Below are 22,773 nucleotides of genomic sequence, written 5' to 3' on the forward strand. Positions count from 1 at the left end.
TTGAAGGCCAGCTACCCGAACTCGAAGTTCCTGTTCATCGGCATCCTGGCCAGGGGTCCGGCCACCGGCGGGCGGCGCAACCAGGTCGACACCCTGCTGGCTGGTTTCGCGCAACGCAATGGGGTGAATTTCATCAGCCCCGGCGACTGGCTCAGCCGCTACGGCGTGGCTACTAAACTGGTCGACGGCGTGCACCTCACCGCCTCCGGTCACCATGACCTCAGCAAGGTGCTTGCGGATCAGTTGGCGGCCATGAACTTTGACGGTCCGGGACACTGATGGTTCCGGCACCTTCGTGTCCTCTGGTCCAAGACGCTAGAGACGTCCGGTTGCCTTGAGCTTGATGTACCTGTCCGCCAGTTGTGGAGGGAGGTCCGCGGGAGCGGCGTCAACCACTTCCACCCCTGACTGCTTCAGCACCGCTGTGATGGCTGAGCGGCGGTTGAGCGCGTGCTCGGCAGCGGCAGCCCGGTAGGCCGACGTCGTACTTGAACGCTCAAGACGGGCCGCATCCACGGCCGGATCACGCACCGCAGCCACCACCACAACATGCCGTTGGGCCAGTGTTGCCGCGAGCGGAATGAGGCCCTCCTCGGCAGCCCCGGCGTCGAGGGATGTCACCAGCACCACGAGGGCCCGGTGCGCCGTGACGTCGCGAACCTGGCTGGGAATGTCCGCCGTGTTCAGCTCGATGAGTTCGGGTTCCAACGGCGCAAGGGCCTGCACCATGGCGTTGAGCATATTGCCCTTGCCGGCGGAGGAAACCTTGGCCCGGACGCGGCGGTCGTAGGCGATGAGGCTGACCCTGTCCCCACCCCGCTCAGCCAAGACGGCCAGCAGCAGGGAAGCTTCAATGCCGGTGTCCAGGGCCGTCTCATCCTCGATCCTGGCAGCCGACGTGCGTGAAGTGTCCAGCACAATCACCACGCGGCGGTCCCGTTCCGGCCTCCACGTGCGCACCACCACGTCTTGGCGGCGGGCCGTGGCGCGCCAGTCGATGGAACGCACATCATCACCGCGCACATAGTCTCGCAGTGAATCAAATTCCGTGCCAGCACCGCGGATCTGCACGGCCGCCCTGCCGTCCAGCTCACGCAGTTTGCGCAATTTGGAAGGCAGATGGCGTTTGGAATGGAACGGGGGCAGAACACGCAGCGTCCCGGGGGCGGAAATAGTGGTTTGCCGGGCTGCCATGCCCAAGGGGCCAAAAGAGCGGATGGACACATGCTGCGTATACAGGTCCCCGCGCCGGGAAGGACGCAGGGAGATGCGCAGGGCGGTCCGTTCCCCGGGCCGAATCTCCACGGTTTGCAGAGCATTGGCGGCACCGGCTGAAGGCTGCCAGCCGTCCTTGACTTGGCCGCGCAGCATGCGTGGCGACTCGTTGGCCAGCCGCAGCAAAGCCGTGGCAGGTTCACCCAGGCGAACCCCTGACGGCAGGCTGCGTTGCAAGGCCACGTTGCGCGGTGATGCGGCAAGGGCCGTGTCAACGATCAGCATCAGGGCCAGCACAGCAACGGCCAGCAGCCAGGTCACGGGGCCGGGCAGGGCAATGATGGGCACCAGCGCCGAGAGTGCCAGGAAGAAGAACCTGCCCGAAATTGCCATGTTTACGTGTGCCGCCCTTAGCGTGGAACCGGCACGGTGGCCAGAATGGAGCGCAGGATGTCATCCACGGCCACGCCGTCCATTTCAGCTTCGGGCCGCAGCGCGACCCGGTGCCGCAAGGTGGGCAGCGCCAATGCCTTGATGTCATCCGGGGTGATGAATCCACGCCCCGAAAGCCACGCATAGGCGCGGGCGGATTTCAAGATTGCCGTGGCCCCACGTGGGGACACGCCCAAGGCAAACGACGGTGCCGTGCGGGTGGCCCGAACAAGGTCCACCACGTAGGCGAGGATTTCGGCGGCGACACCCACCTGAGACACTTCCCTGCGTGCCTGCTCCAACTCGGCGGCACCGGCCACTGCGCGCACTCCGGCAGCATGGAGGTCCTGCGGGTCGAAGCCCATACTGTGGCGGCGAATCACCTCAATTTCCTCATCACGCCCTGGCAGATCCATGGTGAGTTTGAGCAGAAAACGGTCTAATTGTGCTTCCGGCAGGGGGTAGGTGCCCTCATATTCAACCGGGTTTTGCGTAGCTGCAACCATGAACGGCGAGGGTAGCCGGCGTGAAACGCCGTCGACGGAAACCTGATGCTCCTCCATGGCCTCCAACAGCGACGCCTGCGTCTTGGGAGGGGTCCTGTTGATCTCATCGGCCAGCAGGATGTTGGTGAAGACCGGACCCTCACGGAAGGTGAAGGCGGACGTGCCGGCGTCGTAAATCAATGAACCGGTCACATCTCCTGGCATGAGGTCAGGGGTGAACTGTACTCGCTTCGTATCAAGGCTCAAGGCTGTGGACAGTGCCCTGACAAGCAGGGTTTTGGCCACGCCGGGCACGCCTTCAAGGAGCACGTGCCCGCCAGCCAGCAGGGCAATGAGCAATCCTGTGACAGTGGAATCCTGTCCGACGACGGCCTTCGCCACTTCGCTGCGCACAGCCAGCAGCGCTTGACCTGCGGGACTCGGGGTGAAACTCCACTGCTGTTCGGCAACAGCTTGGGGATGGTGTTGGGGCAGGCTCATCGCTGTGCCACTTCTTCCTCTAGTGCCGTGAGTTCCACGGCCATGGACAACATGTCTTTTTCAGTGGTGGGGGCAGGGCCGAGCAGCAGATCATGCACGTGCGCCCGGGTGTGCCCGGTCAGGGTGGTCACCGCATCAACCACGGCGAGCGGATCGGCAGCCTGGCCCAACCGGAGGGCGTGGGCAAGGCGGGTCATGGTGGCATGGCGCAGCGTAGCCGAGGCAGTGTCCAGTGCCCGTGCATTTTGGTACAGGCGAGCCCGGCCGGTCAGCGTTTCCGAGGCCTTCACCACCACCGGCAGCGGTTCAGTCACCAGCGGCCCGTACCGCCGGCCCTGCCACACCATGGCCAGTATTCCCACCAGCAACAGCCACAGCGAAGCCGGGAAAATCCACTCCGGGGTGAAGTCAGACAATGCTGGCGGCTGCTCCGACACCGGGATGTCCTTCAGGCTGGCCGTGTACCACAACAGATTGGGTTTGCTGCCCAGCAGCCGGAACGTGAGCGCGGCATTGCCCCTGCTCGCCAAATTTTGGTTGATGATGATGCCAGGATTACCCAATGCGGCAACGTCACCGGTGCTGTTATAAGCCAGGTAGCTGCCGGTGGCGGGATTCTTCGACGGCGCGGCGAAGCAGTTTTCGGTGCCCTTGAACAGTCGAAGGGGCAGGATCACGGACGTGGCGGAGACGTCCAGAGCGGGGGCTCCGCCGTCGATGGTTCCAGCAGCCACTGCATCAGGATTGGTGCATTGCGCGTTGGCTGCCGGGGTTCCGGCAGTGGCGCCAACGCTGGAGAGCTCGGGGCTGAGCGCTTTCACCGTCAGGGGGCTGGGGGAGAGGGCCACCAATTTGCCACCGGAATCAGCGACGGCTGCTGCTAAATCGGAGGCTTGTGTGCGTGAGAGCAGGTTTCGGGGATCGTAAAACAACACTGTGCTGTTGCCATGGCCGTTGCTGCGCAGGGCCGCCGCGGTCTCTGCCAGCGATGCCGTAGCCGTCACTTCAACACCTTGATTGCGCAGTACGGAAGCGGCGCCCTGTGCACCTGCAGGTGCAGGGTTGGTGATGGCCAGCGTGCCGGTGGTGCTCTTGCCGCCACTGCCCAGGATGATGCCCAACAGCGACAGCACCACGAAGGCCACGGCACAGAGCAGCCAGAACCGGTACTTCTTCCACCAGCGGGAAGTGCGCACGGTAGTGCTGGAGTCCTCTGCCCGGAAAACGAGCGCCGTGGGAGCGCTCATGGCTGCACCGCCGCGAACACTTCGCCATACCTCGGTGAGGTTGCGGACACTGCCTGGTCCGTGTCAACCAGTTCCGCAAACATGGCCGAGGTGGGCGGTACCTGCCCGTAGCGCACAGCATTGAACAAGTCCGCGCCATGCCGCAGTGCCAGCTTGTGGGCGGGGAAGGCCCGCTCCAGGTCAGCGGTTATCTCCACTGCTGTACGGCCGAGCGCTGGAACGATCACATCGCGTTCCTCGGCCGCACGGACGATGGCGCGGAACTGTTCACGCAGAGCCGTGCTGAAGTCAGCCGCATGGGCTGCCGCCTGAGCCAGCTTACGGTGCTGCTCCGCCGTCATGACATGGTCGTTTTCAAACACGGCAGCGGTGGCGGACTTTCGGCGGTTCAGTTGCGGCCTGACAAAGAAGATGATGACGGCAACGGCCAGCAACACCACACCAATCGCAATGGCGAGCCCCGCAGTTCCATCCACCGCGCCCACCGAATTGATGAGTTCGTCCCACACCTTCTGGAGCAGGGCAAGGATTTGTTCTGCAAAGCCCGGCTTGGCGTCTTGATACACCTGCTGGGCAAGCTCGTCCTGAGCCCACTGCCGGGCTTCGTCCGAACCGGGCGCAAGCGGGACCTCGGCAAGGTGCAGTGGCGGCCAAAATGGTGTCAATGCCATCAGCGAGGATGCCTATTGTCCATAGTTTCCGGGCTGCTGCGTGTAGGACTCCGGTCCCGTTGGAAAGGCTCCCGGTACCAAGGTGCCGGGTACGGGGGAGCCGGGGATCCCGCCGTCGTCCTTCCCCGTCTCAGATTCCTTCAGCAAGGCAATGTCGAAGCCGTCGCGGCGCATGCGCAGGTCCACGTAAATGAGTGCCATTACACCGGCTTGGAACGCCAAAGTCACGGCTCCGACGATGGCGCCAACAACCCCGGAGATGGCTTGCACGATCAACAACTGGGTAATGGCCTGTTCGGGTGTGGGGTTGGCACCGAGCAACATGGGCATGATGAGGCCGGCCAGGAAACTCACGGGGGTGGTGATGATCCCGGCGATGACGCCAGCGATGATGGCGGCCAGGATCGAGGTGCCGAACGTCCTCCAAAAGTTGTTCCTGGTCAGCTGCCACGAACGCTTGATGCCGGCGATGGCGCCAAGGTTCTCCACGACGATCGCGGCAGGGGCGAGGAGCACCTTCGTGCCGATCCATACACCGAGCGCAAGAAACGGCAGGCTCAGCCCGACGGCAAGGGCGACGGCGCCGAGAACTCCGCCAGCGGTGTTGTCCAGCAGGCCCATGGCCAGGAAAAGGGCCACGAGTATGCCGGTGAACACGAGTATGGCCAGCAGGGTTGCCACGGCGTAGAGGATGGCGAGCAGGAGCAGGCTGCCGACCCGCGGCCGGGTGAGGTGCCACATTTGTCCGAAGCTGGTTTTTCGGTTGAGCACGGCGCGCAGCACCGGCACGACAAGTGCGCCCTGCAGGACCATCTGGATGATGACGGCGAGAAACGATGCCAGCAAAATGGACACCGAGAAGGAGATAAGTCCGCTGCCCAGTGCTTCCATGGCTGCCGGATCGGACTCGTTGAACGTGTTCGGATCCATCCCGAACACGTCGGAGAGGAATCTGCCAAGCGTCAAAAACATGACGAGCAGTGTCAACGCGGTGGTGGCCAGCTGGAAGATCAGGGCCGAACCGAACATTGCCTTGCCATTGCGCCGCGCGGCCTGGAAAGCGCCGTCAAGGATCTCGCCCAGACCGAGTGGGCGCAATGGGATCACGCCTGGCTTGGGTGGAGCCACATAGTTCGTGAAACCGGACGCCATGCCAGGCTGACCGTATTGCCCCCACTGCGGTTGTTGAGGTTGCTGCGACTGTTGTGGTTGGGCGAATTGCCCCCACTGAGGTTGCTGTGGTTGCTGTGGTTGGGCGAACTGGCCCCACTGGGGTGGCTGCGGCTGGCCGTATGTGGGCTGCTGCTGGGGTTCCTGACGGGGCAGCTGCTGGCCAGCGTGGTTGTTCCCGCCCTCCGGCTCGGCTGGTGGTTGCTGCGGTTCCTGCGTCATCATGCTCCCCTGAAAGATTCCCCGAAAACGTACGCGGCACGCAAAAGCTGCTGGCGGGAGGCGGCTGTTCGAGCTCAACGTCAAGTTGCCGCCGTCGGCCGCGGACCAGACATCCTGCTGCGTCCTTCCTCAAACCCTATCGGGAAGATCCACATTTCCCCTGTGAATGCCCGGGCATTGCGGAAAGTAATGGTGGCGGGAGTCCGCGCGGGCCGCCATTGGAGCATCGAGTTTGCAGCAGTTGCCCATGTTGGGTGCTGGTATTGCCAGCTGCTCCCGTCTCGAATTTGATCGGGCGGTTCCGACACCAGATACCGAAAAGCCCGCCTATTGCCGCGAGATATCTGCACTGGGCTGCCCCTGGTGGAGCGTCGATGCGGACAATGGAGCGCTAATAGGCAAATATAGATGTATGAAGGCACGTATTTTAGTAGTTGACGATGACGAGGCATTGGCCGAGATGATTGGCATTGTGTTGCGCAATGACGGGTTTGATCCCGTTTTTTGTGCTGACGGAGCCAAGGCGCTTGAAACTTTTCAGGCCCACAAGCCCGATCTGGTCCTGCTTGACTTGATGCTGCCGGGCATGGACGGGATCGAGATTTGCCGGCTCATCCGTGTTGAGTCGGATGTGCCCATCGTGATGCTGACGGCCAAGTCGGACACCTCGGATGTGGTACGTGGCTTGGAAGCAGGCGCCGACGACTACGTGGCCAAGCCCTTTAAGCCTGCCGAACTGGTGGCGCGCGTTCGTGCACGCCTGCGTCCGGGCGACGTGAAGGCCCCGGAAACGCTGGTCATTGGGGAGATCAGCATCGATGTGGCCGGGCATGCGGTCCGCCGAGCTGGTGAGCGAATTTCACTGACGCCCCTTGAATTCGACCTCCTGGTTGCGCTTGCCCGCAAGCCGTGGCAGGTCTTCTCCCGCGAGCTCCTCCTCGAGCAGGTGTGGGGATACCGCCATGCTGCCGACACCCGCCTTGTCAACGTGCATGTGCAGCGATTGCGTTCGAAGATTGAACGCGACCCGGAGGCACCCGAAGTGGTGCTGACCGTGCGCGGCGTTGGCTACAAGGCCGGGCAATAGGCTCCGGCTTTCTCGTGGATTGGGTTGCAGTTGATTCGGTTGCAGCGGTGAAGGGGCGATGAACACGGTCAAATCCACGGACGACGGGGACGACGCGCCCACGCGCCCTTCCGCCGCAGCCTCGGCTGTCGCCGTGGTCAGGAAGGCTTGTCTCACAGCTGGCCGGGCTGTTCGCCGCACCGCCCGCCGGTTCAGCGCTGGTTGGTCCATGCGCTGGCGCACCTCCTTGCAATTCAGGACGGTGGCTACGACGTTGCTGATTGCCTCGGTGGCAGTGGTGGGCGTTGGTGGGTACCTTGCTGGGCAGATTTCCAGCGGGCTGTTCAAGGAACGGCTGGTCCAAGCGCAACATGAATCGGCGCGTGGCACCACCCAGGTGCAGGAGAACTTTGCCAATGCGAGCCTCAGCGACCAGCCACGCGTGTCTACTTATGTCGTTGACACGCTGAAGCTGCTCGAAGTTGGGGGTGCTGACGACAACCGCAAGTACCTGATGGTCAAGATCCCCGGCCAGAACAGCAAACTGGCCGTGAGTTCCTCTGACTCCGGCGGCATTACCGCAGCCATCATTCCCGCTGAATTGCGCAAAGCGGTCCAGAACAGCCCCGACGGCCAGTTCTGGCAGTCCATTGCCCTACCCACGGGCAGCGCAGGCGTGCACCCGGCCGTGGTAGTGGGCAGCCAAGTTGAACTGCTGAACACCCGCTACGAGTTGTACATGATCTATGACCTCAACAGCGCCCAAGTGACACTGAACTACATACAGTCCGTCCTGTGGCTTGCCGGTGGCATCCTGCTTGTACTTATCGGTGTCATTGTTTGGTACGTGACCCGCACTGTTGTCAGCCCCGTCAGCCAAGCGGCGGCCGTGTCTGAGAAACTGGCCGCTGGCGAATTGGAAGAACGGATGGTGGTCACTGGGGAGGATGAGATGGCCAGACTTGCCACGTCCTTCAATAAAATGGCCACATCGCTCCAGGACCAGATCATGGCGCTGGCCACACTTTCGGACATGCAACAGCGTTTCGTCTCTGACGTGTCCCATGAATTACGCACGCCTTTAACCACTGTGCGCATGGCGGCGGAGGTCCTCTATGACGCCCGCGAGGACTTTGACCCCATCAACAAGCGCTCCTCTGAACTGCTCTTCCATCAGGTGGAGCGCTTTGAACTGCTCCTTGCGGATCTGCTGGAGATCTCCAGATTCGACGCGGGAGTGGCCGACCTTGACGTGGAGTCACTGGATATTTTCTCGGTGATCCATTCCGCAATCGACGGCGCAGCCCCGGTCGCTGAGGCCAACTCAACAGTTGTTTCGGTGGTGACCAGGTTGCGCAACAAAAAGTGCGTGGTGGAGATGGATTCACGCCGGATCGACAGAATCCTGCGCAACCTCGTGTTCAACGCCGTCGAGCACAGTGAAGGCAAGCCTGTGAAGATCTTTGTTTCCGCCGATGAAAACGCTGTTGCCGTGGCCGTGCGTGACTACGGAATAGGCATGTCAGCCGACTCAGTCGAGCATGTCTTTGATAGGTTCTGGCGCGCCGACTCCGCCCGGGCCCGCACCACTGGCGGCAGCGGGTTGGGGCTGTCGATCGCCATGGAGGATGCCAAGCTGCACAACGGCTGGCTGGATGCTTGGGGCGTTCCTGGTGAAGGCTCCTGTTTCCGTCTGACACTGCCACGGCACCGAGGCACAGTGCTGGAGCACTCACCCGTGCCGCTGCCTCCCGACGGCGGGAAGGCTGGCGAAGCAAGCTCACCCTCTACCGGGTCCTTGCTGATGAACACCGGAGCGATGGGCGTGGTCGGGGCGTTGGGTGCACTGAAATCCACACTTGCCCACGATCCGGGCAGCGCCAGCGGAAACAACCCGGAAACCGGCAGCGCCGACAAGGTGGAACAGTGATGGTTTTCTTGGACGAAACCCCTTCTCGGCGTCCTCGAGCCACAACATGGCGAAACGGGACGCTTGCCGCGTGGGTGATGGCCGTCGTCGTACTTCTGGTGGTAGCCGGATGCGCCGCGATTCCCACCTCCGGACCAGTGGGAAAAAGTGACCCCATGGGGCCGCGCGACAACTCAGTCAACATCAACTTTCAGCAGTTCTCCCCTGTGGATGGCGCCTCGGCTGAGAGCATCGTCAGCGGTTTTGTCGACTCCGGCACCGGCATCAACGACGACTTTCAGGTAGCGCGGCAGTACCTGACGCCGGGGCTGGCACAGTCGTGGGCGCCGGATCAGCGCACGCTGGTTTACAAGGACGCTTTTGCGGTGACGCCTGCGAAGGCCAAGGACACCTTCGAGGTGAAATTTGACGTGGTCTCTACGGTGGATGCCTCCGGGGTGCTGACCCCGGCCAAGAGTGGTGCGAGTGAAACGTTCACCATGAAGGTGGTGCAGGTAGATGGCCAGTGGCGGATTTCTGATGCGCCCGACGGCGTGATGCTCAGCGAAGCGACGTTCCAGACACTGTTCAGCCCGTTTTCGCTGTACTTTTACGACCCCACGTTTACTTATGGTGTCCCCGACGTCAGGTGGCTGACCGGGCGTTCCTCACGCACATCCACGGCCATTGTGAAGGCCATGTTGGGTGGACCTGCTCCTTATTTGAAGGGGGCCGTGGTCAGTGCATTCCCCAACGGGATAACCCTTGAACGCGAATCCGTGCCGGTCAACAACGGCTTGGCCAAGGTGGGCCTGACAGCGCAGCCACTGCTGGAAACGAGCGTGAAGCAGCGTCAGCAAATGCATGCGCAACTGCTCGTGACGTTGCAAAAGGCCCTCAACACCGTCACAGGTGTGCAGTTCTTGGCTGACGACCGTGAAGTGGACATGGGTGGCGCGGCGGATTCCGTCAAGCCCATGATCATTGACAACGTGGTTCCACCCACCCAGGTTGCCTTGGCCAAGAATGAGCTTGTCACCTTCGATGGGACGAAGATTGCGGCGATTCCCAAGATGGCTTCCGTGGCGAGTCTGCAACCTGCCGTGCCAGCTATTTCATACTCTGGGCAGAACTTTGCCTTCCTCGCCGGGGAAGGGAATCAGATCTATTCGGTGGTTCCTGGTGGGAGACCTGAACTTGCCATTTCCGGAGTGGCGTTGACTCCGCCGTCCTTCGCCCCGGATGGTTGGCTGTGGTCGGCCGCAGGGGACGGCTCAGGGATGGTGATCGCCATTAACCCGAACGACGGCGGGAAGCTGGGTGCCCCTGTTGTCTTGACGATTCCGTGGCTGGTGGGGCGGGAGGTGACCACGTTGAGAATTTCACGTGACGGCACCAGGGCACTGGTGATGTCACATACCAATGGGTCGAATCTGGTCAGCCTGACGGGCGTTTTTAAGTCCGCCGGAATTCCCAAGGAACTAACGCCTCCATTGAGCCTGACCCATACAGGAACTCCCACATTGGGCGTATGGGAGGGGGCGACAGGCGTTGCAGTGATGGCACCCTCGGACACGGCTCCGGTCAGCATACAGATCCTGGACCTGGCGAGGGCACCAGTAAAAATGGACGAACTTCCCGGCTTGCAATGGTTGAGCGCCGGCTCCGGAGCACGAAACATCAACGCCCAAACCTTTTCGGACTTCTACACGAACGCGGGCAACAACTGGGAATTGGTCGCCAAGGAGCTCAAGCAGGCTTCTTTCGCGGGATAGGAAACGATGCCGGCGATTGCCAGATAAGCAGACACCGTCCCACGCATGTTGGTTCCGGCACAGTAAGTGCTGGGCCCGTGGGCATCCACAATTCACTGGTGCGCCGCTGCCGGAGTGAGGCGCAGCGTCCATGCTGGAGAGATGAACAACGGCGATGCCGATGCAGGAAGCAGCGGGGCAGAGGTGCCTATACGCCCATGGCAGCGGGCCCGGCACAGGGAGCGCCCACGCTCGCCGTGGCTGCAGCTGTGGAACTGGTGCGAAACCGCATGGCTGGACTTCCTGAACCTCGTCATGCCGGCTGAATGCGTGGGATGCGGGGCTGAGGACCAGACTTTGTGTCAGGAGTGCGCTACGGTGCTGCGCCGGCTGACATGTTCACCGTTCCGGGCCGAGTTGGCCGCAGAGGCGCTGGTGGGCGTCGCTGGGGAGTCCCATTTACCCGTCGTGGCGGCAGGGGAATACCGGGATGCGCTGGCTTCTGGCATCCTGGCCTTTAAAAACCACGGGCGGACGGAGCTTTGCCTCCCGCTTGGAAGGGTGCTGGCCCGCGCACTGACCGCTGCCCTGGCCGAACTGCCCGGAAGATCTCCGCTGTCAGGATCCTCATTGTGGCTTGTGCCAATACCCAGCACGGGCAGCGGCTGGCGCCGACGCGGCTACGACCCGGTCGCCATGATCCTGCGGGCGCTAGTTCGGGAAGGACGGATGCCGGAAGGAGTGGAAATTGTGCCGGTTCTGGCCGTTCGCGCAAGACTGCCTTGGAACCGAAAACATCAAAAGGCGCTGGGGCGGGCCGGCCGGAGACGCAACGTGCACAACACCAGGAGAAATAGGCGGCGCAGCTGGGGGAGCACTCGGCTCAAAGCGAATCCGCGAGGACAACTGGTGCTGTTGGTGGATGATGTCCTCACCACGGGCGCCACGTTGCGTGAAGGGGCCAAAACGCTGACAGAATCAGGGTTTCGAGTGTGTGGGGCAGTGGTTCTAGCTGCCGCCAGGGCACCAGAGAAGTGCCATGAAAATGACGACGAAAAAGGACGCGCGGAAAATTCTTTTCGGTCAAAAGGTGAATAAATTGGTTCGGTGAACTAACGTGAGTAAACGGGTACCTCTTCCAAGAGGAAACCGCCCGTCGGCGGTCAAAAAAGCTGCAACTGTGACAGTTGGCCGCCGTGTCACCGAAGTTATTTGGAGGGCACCATGGAGTTCATGATCACCGGCCGCAACCTGAGTGTTTCGGACCGATTCCGCGAGTATGCAGGCGAGAAGCTCACAAAGATCGAGCAGTTGGCCAACAAGGTCCAGCGCGTCGACGTGAAGGTTTCCAAGGACAGCAAGGCCCGCACCGCAGACGCTCCACTTACTGTTGAGTTGACGGTTCTCGGACGGGGTCCTGTGATCCGCGCCGAAGCAGCAGCATCAGACAAATTTGCAGCTTTTGATCTGGCCTACGGGAAGCTGCTTGAGCGGCTCCGCCGGGCCAAGGACAAGAAGAAGGTCCACCACGGCAGGCATGCTCCCGTGGCTGTCAACGAGGCCACCGGGTCACTGACCCCGGTCAGCAGCACCGAGCCGATCTACGCCCAGAAGGCAGAAGAGACGGCCCCGGAAACCACACCCTACGACATCGAGAACGACATCCCCGCTGGCGATTCCCCTGTGCTGATCCGCCGCAAGGTCTTCGCGGCCACACCGTTGACCCTGGATGACGCCGTGGACAACATGGAAATGGTGGGACACGACTTCTACCTTTTCATCGACTCCGCAACCGGCATCCCGTCCGTGGTGTACCGCCGCAAGGGCTGGACCTACGGTGTCATTTCCTTGGATGAAAACGCAGCTGAGGGCGAAGAGATCTCCGCCTACCGTTCAGTGGATGAGCCTGCTCGCGTTTAGTTGCAACCACTAACGACGTCGGCACTTGGGCGAAGGGGAGATCCCCACCCAAGTGCCGGCGTCGTTCTCGTTAAGGCCCTTACACGCCTGCGGGTTCATGGGAGACAAGGAACTTGCGTCCGCCAACAATCACCCCGGCGCTGATCACCACCATGGCTGCGGCTACGTAAAACGTGATTGAGGCGTTGCTGTGCTCGGCAATCTGCGCAGCCAGGAAGGGCGCCAGGGCCCCGCCCATCCACCGCACAAAGTTGTAACCGGCGCTGGCAACGGGACGGGGGGAGTCAGAGACGGCCATGGCCATTTCCGTGAAGAGCGTGTTGTTGATGCCCAGCAATGCTCCAGAAACAACAGTCAGCACCACTACGGTGGTGACCGAGTGTCCGGCGGCCATGGCCATGCCCACCAAGAGCACTGCCAAACCCAGCAATGATGCAGTCAGGGCGCCAACGGCACCAAAGCGACGCTGGACGATCGGGGCCACAAAGACGGAGAACACGGCGACCGCCACGCCCCAGCCAAAGAACACCGCGCCAATGCCGTAGGCATCAAACCCGAGGATGAACGGCACAAAAGCCAAGATGGTGAAGAAGCCATAATTGTAGAACAGGGCACTACCGGCAGTGGTGCGAAGTCCCTTGTGGCCCAGCGCCACCAAGGGGTCGCGCAGCCTGGTCCGCACGGCCGGCGGCTGGGTTTTGGGCAAGAGAATCATAATGAGGATGAAGGCAATGGCCATGGCGGCTGCGGTGCCAAAGAACGGTGCCTGCCACTTCCAGCCACCCAGCATGGCGCCCATCAGCGGGCCGAGGGACAATCCCAGTCCCAGCGCAGCTTCATACAAGATGATCGCCGTGGCCGCGCCGCCGGAGGCAACACCCACCATAACGGCCAACGCTGTAGCCACGAACAGGGCGTTACCCAGCCCCCAACCTGCCCTGAATCCGACCAGTGCGTCAACTGTTCCGGAAAGTCCGGAGAGCGTTGCGAACACCACGATGATGGCCAGCCCAAACAGCAGGGTGCGCTTGCCGCCGATGCGTGATGACACGTAACCGGTCACGAGCATGGCAATCGCGGTGATCAGGAAGTAGCTGGTAAACAGCAGTGACACTTGGCTGGGAGTGGCCTGCAGGTTGACGGCAATGGCCGGCAATATCGGGTCGACAAGTCCAATGCCCATGAACGCGAAGACGGATGCACCAGCAACGGCCCACACGGCCTTAGGCTGCTTCAGGATCGAGCTCTTCTCCCTTGTCAGGGTTCGCGCCTCATCACTGGCCTTGAATTTTGTGGTGTTCGCTTGCACGTGCACTCCTGTGTTTCTCTTTCGTGTGTGAAGACTCGTTGTTCGGGCCCGTGGGACTTTGAAGCTGCGGGTTCCGCTAAGGGGACAAGGCCTCGTTGAGCTTTTCAATGGCCGGAATGGCCAGCTTGATGGATTCCAGTTCTTGCGCAGACAAGGACTCGAACGCTTGGGCCATGGTTTGGTTGCGGCGGAGGTTTGCAGCGTCGAGGGCCTGCCTGCCCTTCGTGGTCAGTCGAACCTCCACCACGCGGGCGTCGGTATTGCTGGGGACCCGTTCAACCAGGCCGGCGGTCGCCAGCTTTGTGACTTGCTCTGTGGCACTGGGGACGCGAATGCCGGCGTTGCGGGCGATGAGACTGATTCGCTGCGGTGCAGCGGCCAGCATGTTCAAGGTACTGGTTTGGGCTGTGCTCAAGGCGCCGTCGGCGTCGATGGAACGCACCACGTACAGTGCCTTGCGCAGGATCTCGCGATAGCTGCCAGCCAGTTCCAAATTCTCAATGTTGCTCATACTTAGGTATTCTAATAGTTAGGTTACCTAATGGTCAAGCGTGGCAGGCGTGTTGCTGAGCTGCGGTGGCCGGTATTACAGGATGGAAACCGCAGGTGTTACGTGTTCATCATTTTCGCTGGGCGAGAACATTGCTGCCGTGGCGGATGCAAAACGGGCGGCTTCCCCCGACTCCGGCACCACTGCCAGCTCCCTTGCAGCCGAAACTGGCAGTCTTGTGTGCGTCTTCTCACGTAGACTGAACACGCCACTTTTAGGCAGCAATAGATTGGGAGCAATTTCGTGCCATCACTTCTTGAGCGGGTTCTTCGCACAGGCGATCGCAAAACGCTTAAACGACTCAATGTCCTTGCCGACGCCATTGATTCGCTGGAAGATTCCTTCCAGACCTTCACCGACGCTGAGTTGCGCGAGGAAACGGACAAGCTCAAGCGCCGCCATGAGGATGGCGAGTCTTTGGATGACCTGCTCCCCGAAGCGTTCGCCAACGTGCGTGAGGCGTCCTCACGCACCCTTGGTCTGCGTCATTTCAGGGTTCAACTCATGGGCGGTGCCGCCCTGCACTTGGGCAATATTGCTGAAATGAAGACCGGTGAAGGAAAGACGCTGGTGGCCACCGCCCCGGCATACTTGAATGCCCTCACCGGCAAGGGCGTCCACGTGGTCACAGTGAACGACTACCTGGCTCAGTACCAGTCTGAGTTGATGGGACGCGTGTTCCGTTTTCTGGGGCAGACCAGCGGATGCATCGTTTCAAACCAGGACCCCACGGTTCGCCGTGCCCAGTACGCTGCCGATATTACCTACGGCACAAACAATGAGTTTGGTTTCGACTACCTGCGTGACAACATGGCGTGGAGCAAAGACGAGCTGGTCCAGCGTGGACACAGCTTTGCCATTGTGGATGAGGTTGACTCCATCCTGATCGATGAGGCCCGTACGCCGTTGATCATTTCCGGCCCGGCTTCCGGGGACACCAACCGCTGGTACGGCGAGTTCGCCAAGGTTGTGCTTCGTCTGGACATCGAGGAGGACTACGAGGTTGACGAGAAGAAGCGCACCGTAGGTGTTCTCGAAGCCGGCATCGAAAAGGTTGAGGACTACCTCGGCATCACCAACCTGTATGAATCTGCCAACACCCCCCTGATCGGTTTCCTGAACAACGCCATCAAGGCCAAGGAACTGTTCAAGCGCGACAAGGACTACGTCATCATGGATGGCGAAGTTCTCATTGTTGATGAGCACACCGGCCGCATCCTTGCCGGCCGCCGCTACAACGAAGGCATGCACCAGGCCATTGAAGCCAAGGAGGGTGTGGATATCAAGGCTGAGAACCAGACGCTGGCGACTGTGACCTTGCAGAACTACTTCCGCCTGTACGAGAAGCTCTCAGGCATGACCGGTACTGCTGAGACCGAAGCCTCGGAGTTCATGGGCACCTACTCGCTGGGTGTTGTTCCCATCCCCACGAACAAGCCGATGAGGCGCGTGGACCAGTCGGACCTTGTGTATAAGAACGAGGTGGTAAAGTTCGACGCCGTTGTCGCCGACATCGCCGAGCGGCACGAGGCTGGACAGCCGATCCTGGTAGGCACCACGAGTGTCGAGAAGAGCGAATACCTGTCGAAGAAATTGGCGGCAGCAGGTGTCAAGCATGAAGTCCTGAACGCCAAGAACCATGCCAGGGAAGCGGCGATTGTCGCCCAAGCCGGACGCCGTGGCGCTGTCACCGTGGCCACGAACATGGCCGGTCGCGGTACTGACATCATGCTCGGCGGCAATGCGGAGTTCAACGCCGTGTCGGAACTGGCTGCCCGCGGCCTGGACCCGGAAGAGACTCCGGAGGAGTACGAGGCAGCATGGCATGACGCTTTTGAAGCTGCCAAGCTGGCCGTGAAAGATGAGCACGAGGCTGTTCTGGACGCTGGTGGCCTGTATGTACTGGGCACCGAACGCCACGAATCCCGGCGCATCGACAACCAGCTCCGCGGCCGTTCTGGCCGCCAGGGTGACCCCGGTGAGTCCCGCTTCTACCTGTCGCTGACGGATGACTTGATGCGGTTGTTCAATTCCGGTGCGGCAGAACGGCTGATGTCACGTTCCTCCATGCCGGATGACGTGGCGCTGGAATCCAAGCTGGTTTCCAAGGCCATCGCCTCCGCACAAGGCCAGGTTGAGGGCCGCAACGCTGAACAGCGTAAAAACGTCTTGAAGTATGACGACGTGCTGAACCGCCAGCGTGAAGCCATCTACAGTGACCGCCGCCGGATTCTGGAAGGTGGCGACCTGCACGAGAAGGTCCAGCACTTCCTCGAAGACACCGTCAATGAGATCATCGACGCCTCGTTGGGTACTGATCACGCAGGTGATTGGGATTTCAACACGCTTTGGAACAACCTGCGCACCATCTACCCGGTGACAGTGACGGTGGATGAAATTGCAGAGGAAGCCGGAGGCGAGGGCCGCATCACGGCGGAACAGCTAAAGGTCGAGTTGCTCTCCGACGCCCGTGTCGCCTACCAGGAGCGGGAAGCAGCCTTGGGATCGGCTACCATGCGGGAGCTGGAAAGGCGCGTGGTGCTCTCGGTAGTGGGGCGCAAGTGGCAAGAACACCTGTACGAGATGGACTATCTCAAGGAAGGCATCGGCCTGCGTGCCATGGCCCAGCGCGATCCTTTGGTTGAGTACCAGCGTGAAGGCTACGAGATGTTCCAGGCCATGATGGCTGGTATCCGGGAGGAGAGCGTCGGCTTCTTGTTCAACCTTGAAGTACAGGTGGAGAATGCGCCCGAAACCGCCGTTGGGGTGGTGGCTGACGCCCCCGTCAACCTCATGAAGCGCGTGGACGGCGCACCGACCAGCGATGCCGCGTCCGAGCAGGAACATGAGCATGCTCCGCACATTACGGCGCGTGGACTGGAAGCGCCGGCGAAACCTGCACAGTTGCAGTTCACAGCACCGGATGCTCAGGGTGATGCAGAGACCCGTGTGGAACGCCGCAGCAGTGGCGGGCTGCCGCCGTCGGCCAAGAGGCCGGCTGGCAAGAGCACCAAGAAGAAGAAAAAGCGCTAACTTTTCGCTTGTGGGATGCAGCCCACAACGCCGCCGGTTGCCGAGATTGCCAGGGATTGTGTGTTCCACGGCAGGTGCGGAGACCGGCGGCGTTTTCTTTGCTGCCGAAGGTTGCGGTGTCACCGTGCCGCGGATGTTTTTTGTTTGGGCGCCCCGTGCCTACCCAATTTGCAAAGCGGTGACTTTCCACAGGCCCTGGGTGAGTTCAAAGCGTATGGCAATGGCACGGAATCGTGTCTTGTCGGCAACGACCACGGACGTTTCAAAGATCCCAGGAGCGACAGCGCTGCAGTGCACAGAGTGCACGATGGGCTGGTGTCGCAAAGTATGCACGTTCGCTGCCCCCGGTGCCTGGCTCTGGCGCCGGGACTGAGCCCGATATGCCTCGGCATGGAGCCTGGCCCGCGTGGTGAGTGCACTCAGGCATCTGGCATCTAGCCAGCGTGCTAGCTGCTGCACTGACCGGACCCCGCTGAGCACCTCCACGGTTGCCTGCGCCACCTTGCGTGACATCGCTCCCACCACCGCCCGTTCGGCAGCTTCGGGGTCCAGGGGCTCTACGCTGTTTGCACTGGTTGCAGGTACTCGCTGGTGTGGGGGATTCACGCGTTCGAGCTGGCTGGGCAGCGGTACAACGGTACCCCCGCCGGGTACTGAATTGATGGGCTCAACGGGCCGAATGTGGGTGACCACAAGACGAGTCGGGGCTCCGATTTGGGGGATGGCCGCTGTTCTCACGAGGTGCTCCTTTGCGCTGTATGAGATGTTTCAGTTGAAATTTTGGCTGCGTCTTAGGGGTTGGTTGGCAGGCCGGTTGGCTAGTAGACAGGCGGTGCCGAAAGTACCTGCCCGGGAAGGATGAGGTTCGGATCCGGACCAATCGTTGACCGGTTGGCGTTGTACCAGTTCGGCCAGGCCATGGCCACATCGAGATCGCTCGCGTACGGGCCCAGCGTTGTCGCTACTATGCTCCAGAGGCTGTCGCCACTTCTGACGACGACTTGGCTTTCATCGGGCTGTTCCGCTGCCGGGATGTTCGACCCTGATCCTCCAGTCTGGCCATCTTCCGTCGGGATGGGTGGGCGGACTTCGCGGGTCGGTGGGCGGAACATCGGGCCAGGCTCAGTTGCGACCGGGTGTGGGATCCACTGAGGTTCCACAAGTGTGGAACTTTCAGGTGGACCGGCGTCACCGGTGACACTTGTGGATGCGGTGCTGGCTGGCGATGTTGACACTGTGCCGGCCTGCCACAGCGGGTCCAAGCCGGGGGGTTCAGCTGCGCCCAGCATGGGAGCGGCGAGTAGGTTCATGCCCAGCACGGCTGCAACGAGGCGTCGCATGAAGGCCGGTGACCACGCTTCAGTGAGCGCTGTCAGCCGCGGGGCTCCCATTGATCGAGCCGCGGCGCCAAGGCAGGCACAGACCAGGGCCAGCAACCACCAGAACAGCAGGGCGATGCCTGCACCAGCACCGGCAACTCCCACCAACTCCGGTAAGTTAAATGATTGCGCGTGCTCGGATCCAACCCCGCTCCGTCGAAGACGCAGGAGTGAAACACCGCTGTAGACCAGCGAGGCACCAAGTAGGAGGACCGCGGCGGTCATGGCCAGATCTGCATGCATTTGTCGTTTCATCTAGACTCTCCCTTGAGCTAGTTTGAACCTGTTTGACATCGTTAGATCATCTTGAAGATAGTTTGACCCACTTAGAGTGCTGCTGTCCATAGCTCAGTGAATTTTGTGGACAGCGCCGTGCTCAGACGCCGGAGTGCATGGTGCAGGTAGCAGCGTGCCTGGTTGACGGCCCTAGCGGCCCACGTCTAGCGTTGCGCCATGCGATGGGAACTACTTTTTGGTGACTTGGAGACGCAGATGGAGGCCGTCTCACAGCAGGACCTTGAGCGCCGCATCAATGAACTGGCACGGATTGAAACGTCTCGGTTGACCCTGGCTGAGGCGTTGCGTGGCGCAATGGATAGCCAGCTGTCCATCATCATGAAAACGGGCACTGTCTTTCACGGGCAGCTTCGCCGGGTGGAAACAGAGTGGGTATTGCTGGAGGAAGGGAGCCGCTCAGTGCTGTTGCCCGTGGGCATGATCTCGCGTGTGTCGGGATTGGGCATTCAACGGGCCTCCGCACCGTCGAAAGTCCCCTACACTTTTGCTGCTGCCCTGCGTGTTTTGGCTCGCAATAGATCGATGCTGGTGCTGGAGCTGGACAGTGCACGCCAAGCCACCACGCGGGGGGTGCTTGACCAAGTGGGTGCAGACTATGTCCAGCTGCTGCAATTGTCCGACGGCGTCAGCCGGGTGCGTGACAACAGCCAAGGCAGCATTGTGGTTCCGATGGCTGCCATGGTTTCGCTGGCGTCTGGAGCGGACAACGAGTTCTGAACTTGGCCGCAACCGTGCCAGGGGCAGCTGCCTTGGCTAGTAAGAGTTGCGATGCGTCGCGAAGTCAACGTGTGCTTCAGCTGCCAGGCGTCGAAGCCTCTGCAGCCAACATGGCTCGGGCAGCAGCATGACGGTCATCGATGTACTGTTCAAACTTTGCGGCATCCACGCGCCACTGCCCGCGGCCCCCAATTTGGAAGGCTGGCAGTTCTCCACTGTGGACCAGTGCATAACAGGCAGCAGCGGAGATTTGCAGCTGTTCGGCAACGTCGGCCAATGTCAGGAATCGGGGCATGAAGTCATTATCCCTCCTTTGACAGCGTTTGACGAGGTTGGATGGAGATATCCACAGGCCAGGCAAGACTGCTCGTTGTCCACAGAATTCACGAAGATGCGGAAAAGGCCTTTCAACCGGAGCGCATAGACGGTAGAAATGGTAGACGGCGGCAGCTTGCACCATGGCGGTGCACGCAACCGCCAACACTGGATGCGACGGCGGATCCTTCGATCGATACCGGCACCACGTGGTGGCGTGATTTCCTAGGGGGAGGAACCATGGCGATGGACGGACAGGGGCAAGTTCCTCGGCTGCGGAAGCCGTCGTGGAAGGATCCCAGGCTCTTAATCGGCATCTTGTTGGTTCTGGCGTCAGTGGCGGCAGTCGTGGCCTTGGTGGGAAATGCTGGTAAAACCGTACCCATGTATGTGGCACGCGATGCGCTGGTTGTGGGCCAGAAGATCACTGTCGAGTCCTTCACCCTCATCGACGTGCAATTAGGGGAAGCCAGTGACAAATACCTTGACCCCGGCGAAGCATTGGCTAAAAATGCGGTTGCCGTGCGGATGGTGCCCAAGGGTGAAATCGTGCCCCGTTCAAGCATTGGGCGCACCGACGCACTCGATCGCAAGCCAGTTTCTGTCACCCTCGAGGAGTCACTACCGAAGGAAGTTCTTGTTGGCTCCCACGTTGACGTGTGGGTGTCACTGCCGGATGAGCGCAATGGATTCAAATCCCCGGTCCTCATGTTGCCCGGGGCAGAGGTTGCGGCCGTAAATGCTGCTGCTTCCTCGCTTGGATCGAGTAGAAATGTGCAGTTGATGGTGCTTGTCACAGATGCACAGATGCCCAAATTCATAGGTGCTGTAGCGAACAAGGCCAAGGTCTCTGTCGTTTGGAATCCTGGAGCCGCTCCATGATGGCGGTGACTGTTATTGCTGTGGGGGACACTGAAGCGGCAGTCATTGACGAACTGGCGCAAAAGCAGGGTCGGCTGCGCATTGTGCGGCGCTGCCCGGAACTGGCCGAATTGCTGGCGGCCTGTCAAAGCGGGGTGGCTCAAGTGGCCGTTGTGGCCCGATTCACCGAAGACCTGACGGCGACACTCATAGACCGACTCACGGCGGTGGGTGTCAGCGTCGTCGCGGTCGCTGATTCGCCCGAGGAGGCGCGGCGTTTGCGCGGTATTGGTGCCACTGTAGTCACCGCGCATGTCACAACACTTTTGCTGACGGATGTTGTCTGCGAGGCGATTGAGGGCCGTCGCCATCCCAGCGTATCCGGATATGCCGTCCCAACGGCCGGAACCGATTTCCAGCTCGGCACGCCAGCGATTGCGGACGACGCAGGAGCGTCCTGGCCTTCGGGAAAAGGTAGCGCAAGTGACGGTGCTGACAATGACGGTGCCAACGGAAGTGTCGCCAGCAGTGATAGCAAGGGGGTAGGCAGACCAGCAGCAAAAAATTCCGCGGCCAGCTCTCACGCTGCCGGCGTCCCACGTCCCAGCACTCGAACAACTGCTGACCTTGGTGCCCCAAAGAATGTTCAAACCCCAGTTAAACACGACCGCGCGGTGCCCCATGGAGGTTGGGGTATGAAGATCGCCGACAGTCTCCGCTTCGGCAAGGCCAAGGGCAAGAGCAGGAGCAATAGAGTCCACGACGTGAGCTCGGGTAAGGGCACAACCCGGATCCAAAGCCGTGACGATGCTCGGGCCAGCGACAGCAGCGGCGGTGGGCCGACGACACCCGGCAGCATCGTCGCCGTGTGGGGCCCGATCGGTGCGCCGGGAAAGACCACAATGGCCATCAATCTTGCGGCCGAACACGCTGCCGCTGGGCGCCAGGTCATGCTGATCGACGCGGACAGCTACGGTGCGAGCATCGCCGCTTCTTTGGGGCTGTTGGACGAATCCGCGTCGTTTGCCCAGGCCTGTCGTGCAGCTGATCAAGGAGCATTGACTTTGGCTGCGCTGGCAAAGATCACCACGAAACTGGTTTTCTCACAGGGATCGTTTTCCCTTCTGACCGGACTGACACGGGCGGACAGATGGCCGGAATTACGGGCAGCTGCCGTCGAACGGGTTCTGAGGTTGGCACGGGAGATGGCGGAATTGGTTGTGGTGGACTGTGGTTTTGCGCTGGAGAGTGATGAAGAGCTGAGCTACGACACCGTTGCTCCACGGCGCAACGCAGCCAATTTGGCGGTGCTGTCACAGGCTGATTTGATTTACGCTGTGGGTAACAGTGATCCCGTGGGCATTCCGCGCCTCATCAAGGGGTTGGGTGAGCTGGCGCAGGTGTGTCCCAGCGCCGAAGTGTGTGTGGTGGCGAACAAAGTGCGTCGCAAAGCGGTGGGTGGTTCCCCTGAGAAGGCGCTCGCGCAAGCCTGGGATCGTTTCGGGCCGGTGCAGAAAATCAGTCATTTTCTGCCGTGGGATCCGGAACTGACAGACAAAGCCCTGCTGGAGGGCAGGCTGCTGATGGAGGTTGCTCCCGATGCGCCGCTGCGACGCGCGATTCAAGAGATCACTTGTGCAGCTGACCAACAAAAGCTGAAAGGTGCTGTAGTAAAAGCCACTGCAAAGCTTGAAGTTCAAGGCTAGGCTCAAGTGGAGGA

Annotated in this window: 19 protein-coding genes and 1 pseudogene; 10 read left to right on the forward strand and 10 right to left on the reverse strand. The window is 61.1% G+C overall.

All coding sequences use genetic code 11. From position 1 onward, the window contains the following. Nucleotides 1–279: pseudogene (locus Q4P21_RS00005) on the forward strand (SGNH/GDSL hydrolase family protein); the annotation flags it as partial. Nucleotides 280–315: 36 nt separating this feature from the next. Here Q4P21_RS00005 and Q4P21_RS00010 read toward each other — a convergent pair. The 5 genes from Q4P21_RS00010 to Q4P21_RS00030 are packed head-to-tail and all read right to left on the reverse strand — an operon-like array spanning nucleotide 316 to nucleotide 5,703. Continuing rightward, on the reverse strand, nucleotides 316–1,608 hold the full coding sequence (locus Q4P21_RS00010) for a DUF58 domain-containing protein (protein WP_303386821.1): 1,293 nt from the start codon (nucleotides 1,606–1,608) through the stop codon (nucleotides 316–318). Between the two features lie 17 nt (nucleotides 1,609–1,625). After that, the gene (locus tag Q4P21_RS00015; RefSeq protein WP_303386822.1) at nucleotides 1,626–2,633 is read right to left on the reverse strand and encodes a MoxR family ATPase; all 1,008 of its coding nucleotides are present in this window, start codon (nucleotides 2,631–2,633) and stop codon (nucleotides 1,626–1,628) included. Next, nucleotides 2,630–3,880: a DUF4350 domain-containing protein gene (locus tag Q4P21_RS00020; protein WP_303386823.1), complete on the reverse strand. Its 1,251-nt coding sequence runs from the start codon at nucleotides 3,878–3,880 to the stop codon at nucleotides 2,630–2,632. The genes Q4P21_RS00015 and Q4P21_RS00020 overlap by 4 nt, the downstream gene beginning before the upstream one ends. Next, the gene (locus Q4P21_RS00025) at nucleotides 3,877–4,551 is read right to left on the reverse strand and encodes a DUF4129 domain-containing protein (RefSeq protein ID WP_303386824.1); all 675 of its coding nucleotides are present in this window, start codon (nucleotides 4,549–4,551) and stop codon (nucleotides 3,877–3,879) included. The genes Q4P21_RS00020 and Q4P21_RS00025 overlap by 4 nt, the downstream gene beginning before the upstream one ends. Nucleotides 4,552–4,563: 12 nt before the next feature. Beyond that, on the reverse strand, nucleotides 4,564–5,703 hold the full coding sequence (locus Q4P21_RS00030) for a hypothetical protein (protein ID WP_303386825.1): 1,140 nt from the start codon (nucleotides 5,701–5,703) through the stop codon (nucleotides 4,564–4,566). Between the two features lie 652 nt (nucleotides 5,704–6,355). Between Q4P21_RS00030 and mtrA the strand changes: the two genes are divergently transcribed. The 5 genes from mtrA to raiA all read left to right on the forward strand — a co-directional run bounded on the left by mtrA (nucleotide 6,356) and on the right by raiA (nucleotide 12,592). Continuing rightward, complete coding sequence (mtrA, locus tag Q4P21_RS00035) at nucleotides 6,356–7,030, forward strand: MtrAB system response regulator MtrA (protein ID WP_207343829.1); 675 nt, start codon at nucleotides 6,356–6,358, stop codon at nucleotides 7,028–7,030. A gap of 58 nt (nucleotides 7,031–7,088) precedes the next feature. Beyond that, a complete protein-coding gene (gene mtrB, locus Q4P21_RS00040; protein ID WP_303386826.1) occupies nucleotides 7,089–8,939 on the forward strand; it encodes an MtrAB system histidine kinase MtrB in 1,851 nt (616 codons plus the stop codon). A 155-nt stretch (nucleotides 8,940–9,094) separates the two neighbouring features. After that, nucleotides 9,095–10,693, forward strand: a complete 1,599-nt coding sequence (locus Q4P21_RS00045; RefSeq protein ID WP_303386827.1) for an LpqB family beta-propeller domain-containing protein — start codon at nucleotides 9,095–9,097, stop codon at nucleotides 10,691–10,693. Between the two features lie 141 nt (nucleotides 10,694–10,834). Further along, complete coding sequence (locus tag Q4P21_RS00050; protein ID WP_303386828.1) at nucleotides 10,835–11,770, forward strand: ComF family protein; 936 nt, start codon at nucleotides 10,835–10,837, stop codon at nucleotides 11,768–11,770. Between the two features lie 126 nt (nucleotides 11,771–11,896). Continuing rightward, nucleotides 11,897–12,592, forward strand: a complete 696-nt coding sequence (raiA, locus tag Q4P21_RS00055) for a ribosome-associated translation inhibitor RaiA (RefSeq protein WP_303386829.1) — start codon at nucleotides 11,897–11,899, stop codon at nucleotides 12,590–12,592. A gap of 79 nt (nucleotides 12,593–12,671) precedes the next feature. On the opposite strand, the gene Q4P21_RS00060 is transcribed toward raiA, so the two are convergent. Further along, nucleotides 12,672–13,901: an MFS transporter gene (locus tag Q4P21_RS00060; protein ID WP_303386830.1), complete on the reverse strand. Its 1,230-nt coding sequence runs from the start codon at nucleotides 13,899–13,901 to the stop codon at nucleotides 12,672–12,674. Between the two features lie 76 nt (nucleotides 13,902–13,977). Further along, complete coding sequence (locus Q4P21_RS00065; RefSeq protein WP_303386831.1) at nucleotides 13,978–14,412, reverse strand: MarR family winged helix-turn-helix transcriptional regulator; 435 nt, start codon at nucleotides 14,410–14,412, stop codon at nucleotides 13,978–13,980. A 282-nt stretch (nucleotides 14,413–14,694) separates the two neighbouring features. Between Q4P21_RS00065 and secA the strand changes: the two genes are divergently transcribed. Further along, the gene (gene secA / locus Q4P21_RS00070) at nucleotides 14,695–17,484 is read left to right on the forward strand and encodes a preprotein translocase subunit SecA (RefSeq protein WP_303386832.1); all 2,790 of its coding nucleotides are present in this window, start codon (nucleotides 14,695–14,697) and stop codon (nucleotides 17,482–17,484) included. A 159-nt stretch (nucleotides 17,485–17,643) separates the two neighbouring features. Here secA and Q4P21_RS00075 read toward each other — a convergent pair whose 3' ends face one another. Both Q4P21_RS00075 and Q4P21_RS00080 read right to left on the reverse strand, forming a co-directional pair. Beyond that, nucleotides 17,644–18,222: an Rv3235 family protein gene (locus Q4P21_RS00075; protein ID WP_303386833.1), complete on the reverse strand. Its 579-nt coding sequence runs from the start codon at nucleotides 18,220–18,222 to the stop codon at nucleotides 17,644–17,646. An 80-nt stretch (nucleotides 18,223–18,302) separates the two neighbouring features. Then, nucleotides 18,303–19,118, reverse strand: coding sequence for a LysM peptidoglycan-binding domain-containing protein (locus Q4P21_RS00080; protein WP_303386834.1), 816 nt, complete (start codon nucleotides 19,116–19,118; stop codon nucleotides 18,303–18,305). Nucleotides 19,119–19,316: 198 nt separating this feature from the next. Here Q4P21_RS00080 and Q4P21_RS00085 point away from each other — a divergent pair, with 198 nt between their 5' ends. Continuing rightward, on the forward strand, nucleotides 19,317–19,877 hold the full coding sequence (locus tag Q4P21_RS00085; RefSeq protein WP_303386835.1) for a hypothetical protein: 561 nt from the start codon (nucleotides 19,317–19,319) through the stop codon (nucleotides 19,875–19,877). Nucleotides 19,878–19,953: 76 nt separating this feature from the next. Here the strand turns inward: Q4P21_RS00085 and Q4P21_RS00090 are convergent, their stop codons facing one another. Then, nucleotides 19,954–20,172, reverse strand: coding sequence for a helix-turn-helix domain-containing protein (locus Q4P21_RS00090; RefSeq protein ID WP_303386836.1), 219 nt, complete (start codon nucleotides 20,170–20,172; stop codon nucleotides 19,954–19,956). Between the two features lie 260 nt (nucleotides 20,173–20,432). Here Q4P21_RS00090 and Q4P21_RS00095 point away from each other — a divergent pair, with 260 nt between their 5' ends. Beyond that, nucleotides 20,433–21,074, forward strand: coding sequence for a hypothetical protein (locus Q4P21_RS00095; protein ID WP_303386837.1), 642 nt, complete (start codon nucleotides 20,433–20,435; stop codon nucleotides 21,072–21,074). Then, entirely contained in the window at nucleotides 21,071–22,759 is a 1,689-nt protein-coding gene (locus Q4P21_RS00100) for a hypothetical protein (RefSeq protein ID WP_303386838.1), read from the forward strand. Before Q4P21_RS00095 ends, Q4P21_RS00100 begins: the two co-directional genes overlap by 4 nt. Nucleotides 22,760–22,773: the final 14 nt, after the last annotated feature.

This window comes from Arthrobacter sp. (assembly GCF_030540645.1).
Classification (GTDB): domain Bacteria; phylum Actinomycetota; class Actinomycetes; order Actinomycetales; family Micrococcaceae; genus Specibacter.

Excerpts from the sequence above, each read along its gene's own strand:
- mtrA (WP_207343829.1), top strand. The coding sequence starts at position 6,356 with ATGAAGGCACGTATTTTAGTAGTTGACGATGACGAGGCATTGGCCGAG.
- Q4P21_RS00065 (WP_303386831.1), bottom strand. The coding sequence starts at position 14,412 with ATGAGCAACATTGAGAATTTGGAACTGGCTGGCAGCTATCGCGAGATC.
- Q4P21_RS00010 (WP_303386821.1), bottom strand. The coding sequence starts at position 1,608 with ATGGCAATTTCGGGCAGGTTCTTCTTCCTGGCACTCTCGGCGCTGGTG.
- Q4P21_RS00100 (WP_303386838.1), top strand. The coding sequence starts at position 21,071 with ATGATGGCGGTGACTGTTATTGCTGTGGGGGACACTGAAGCGGCAGTC.
- Q4P21_RS00050 (WP_303386828.1), top strand. The coding sequence starts at position 10,835 with ATGAACAACGGCGATGCCGATGCAGGAAGCAGCGGGGCAGAGGTGCCT.
- Q4P21_RS00030 (WP_303386825.1), bottom strand. The coding sequence starts at position 5,703 with ATGGCGTCCGGTTTCACGAACTATGTGGCTCCACCCAAGCCAGGCGTG.
- raiA (WP_303386829.1), top strand. The coding sequence starts at position 11,897 with ATGGAGTTCATGATCACCGGCCGCAACCTGAGTGTTTCGGACCGATTC.
- Q4P21_RS00025 (WP_303386824.1), bottom strand. The coding sequence starts at position 4,551 with ATGGCATTGACACCATTTTGGCCGCCACTGCACCTTGCCGAGGTCCCG.
- Q4P21_RS00020 (WP_303386823.1), bottom strand. The coding sequence starts at position 3,880 with ATGAGCGCTCCCACGGCGCTCGTTTTCCGGGCAGAGGACTCCAGCACT.
- mtrB (WP_303386826.1), top strand. The coding sequence starts at position 7,089 with ATGAACACGGTCAAATCCACGGACGACGGGGACGACGCGCCCACGCGC.
- Q4P21_RS00080 (WP_303386834.1), bottom strand. The coding sequence starts at position 19,118 with ATGAAACGACAAATGCATGCAGATCTGGCCATGACCGCCGCGGTCCTC.
- Q4P21_RS00015 (WP_303386822.1), bottom strand. The coding sequence starts at position 2,633 with ATGAGCCTGCCCCAACACCATCCCCAAGCTGTTGCCGAACAGCAGTGG.
- Q4P21_RS00090 (WP_303386836.1), bottom strand. The coding sequence starts at position 20,172 with ATGCCCCGATTCCTGACATTGGCCGACGTTGCCGAACAGCTGCAAATC.
- Q4P21_RS00095 (WP_303386837.1), top strand. The coding sequence starts at position 20,433 with ATGGCGATGGACGGACAGGGGCAAGTTCCTCGGCTGCGGAAGCCGTCG.
- Q4P21_RS00045 (WP_303386827.1), top strand. The coding sequence starts at position 9,095 with ATGGGGCCGCGCGACAACTCAGTCAACATCAACTTTCAGCAGTTCTCC.
- Q4P21_RS00085 (WP_303386835.1), top strand. The coding sequence starts at position 19,317 with ATGCGATGGGAACTACTTTTTGGTGACTTGGAGACGCAGATGGAGGCC.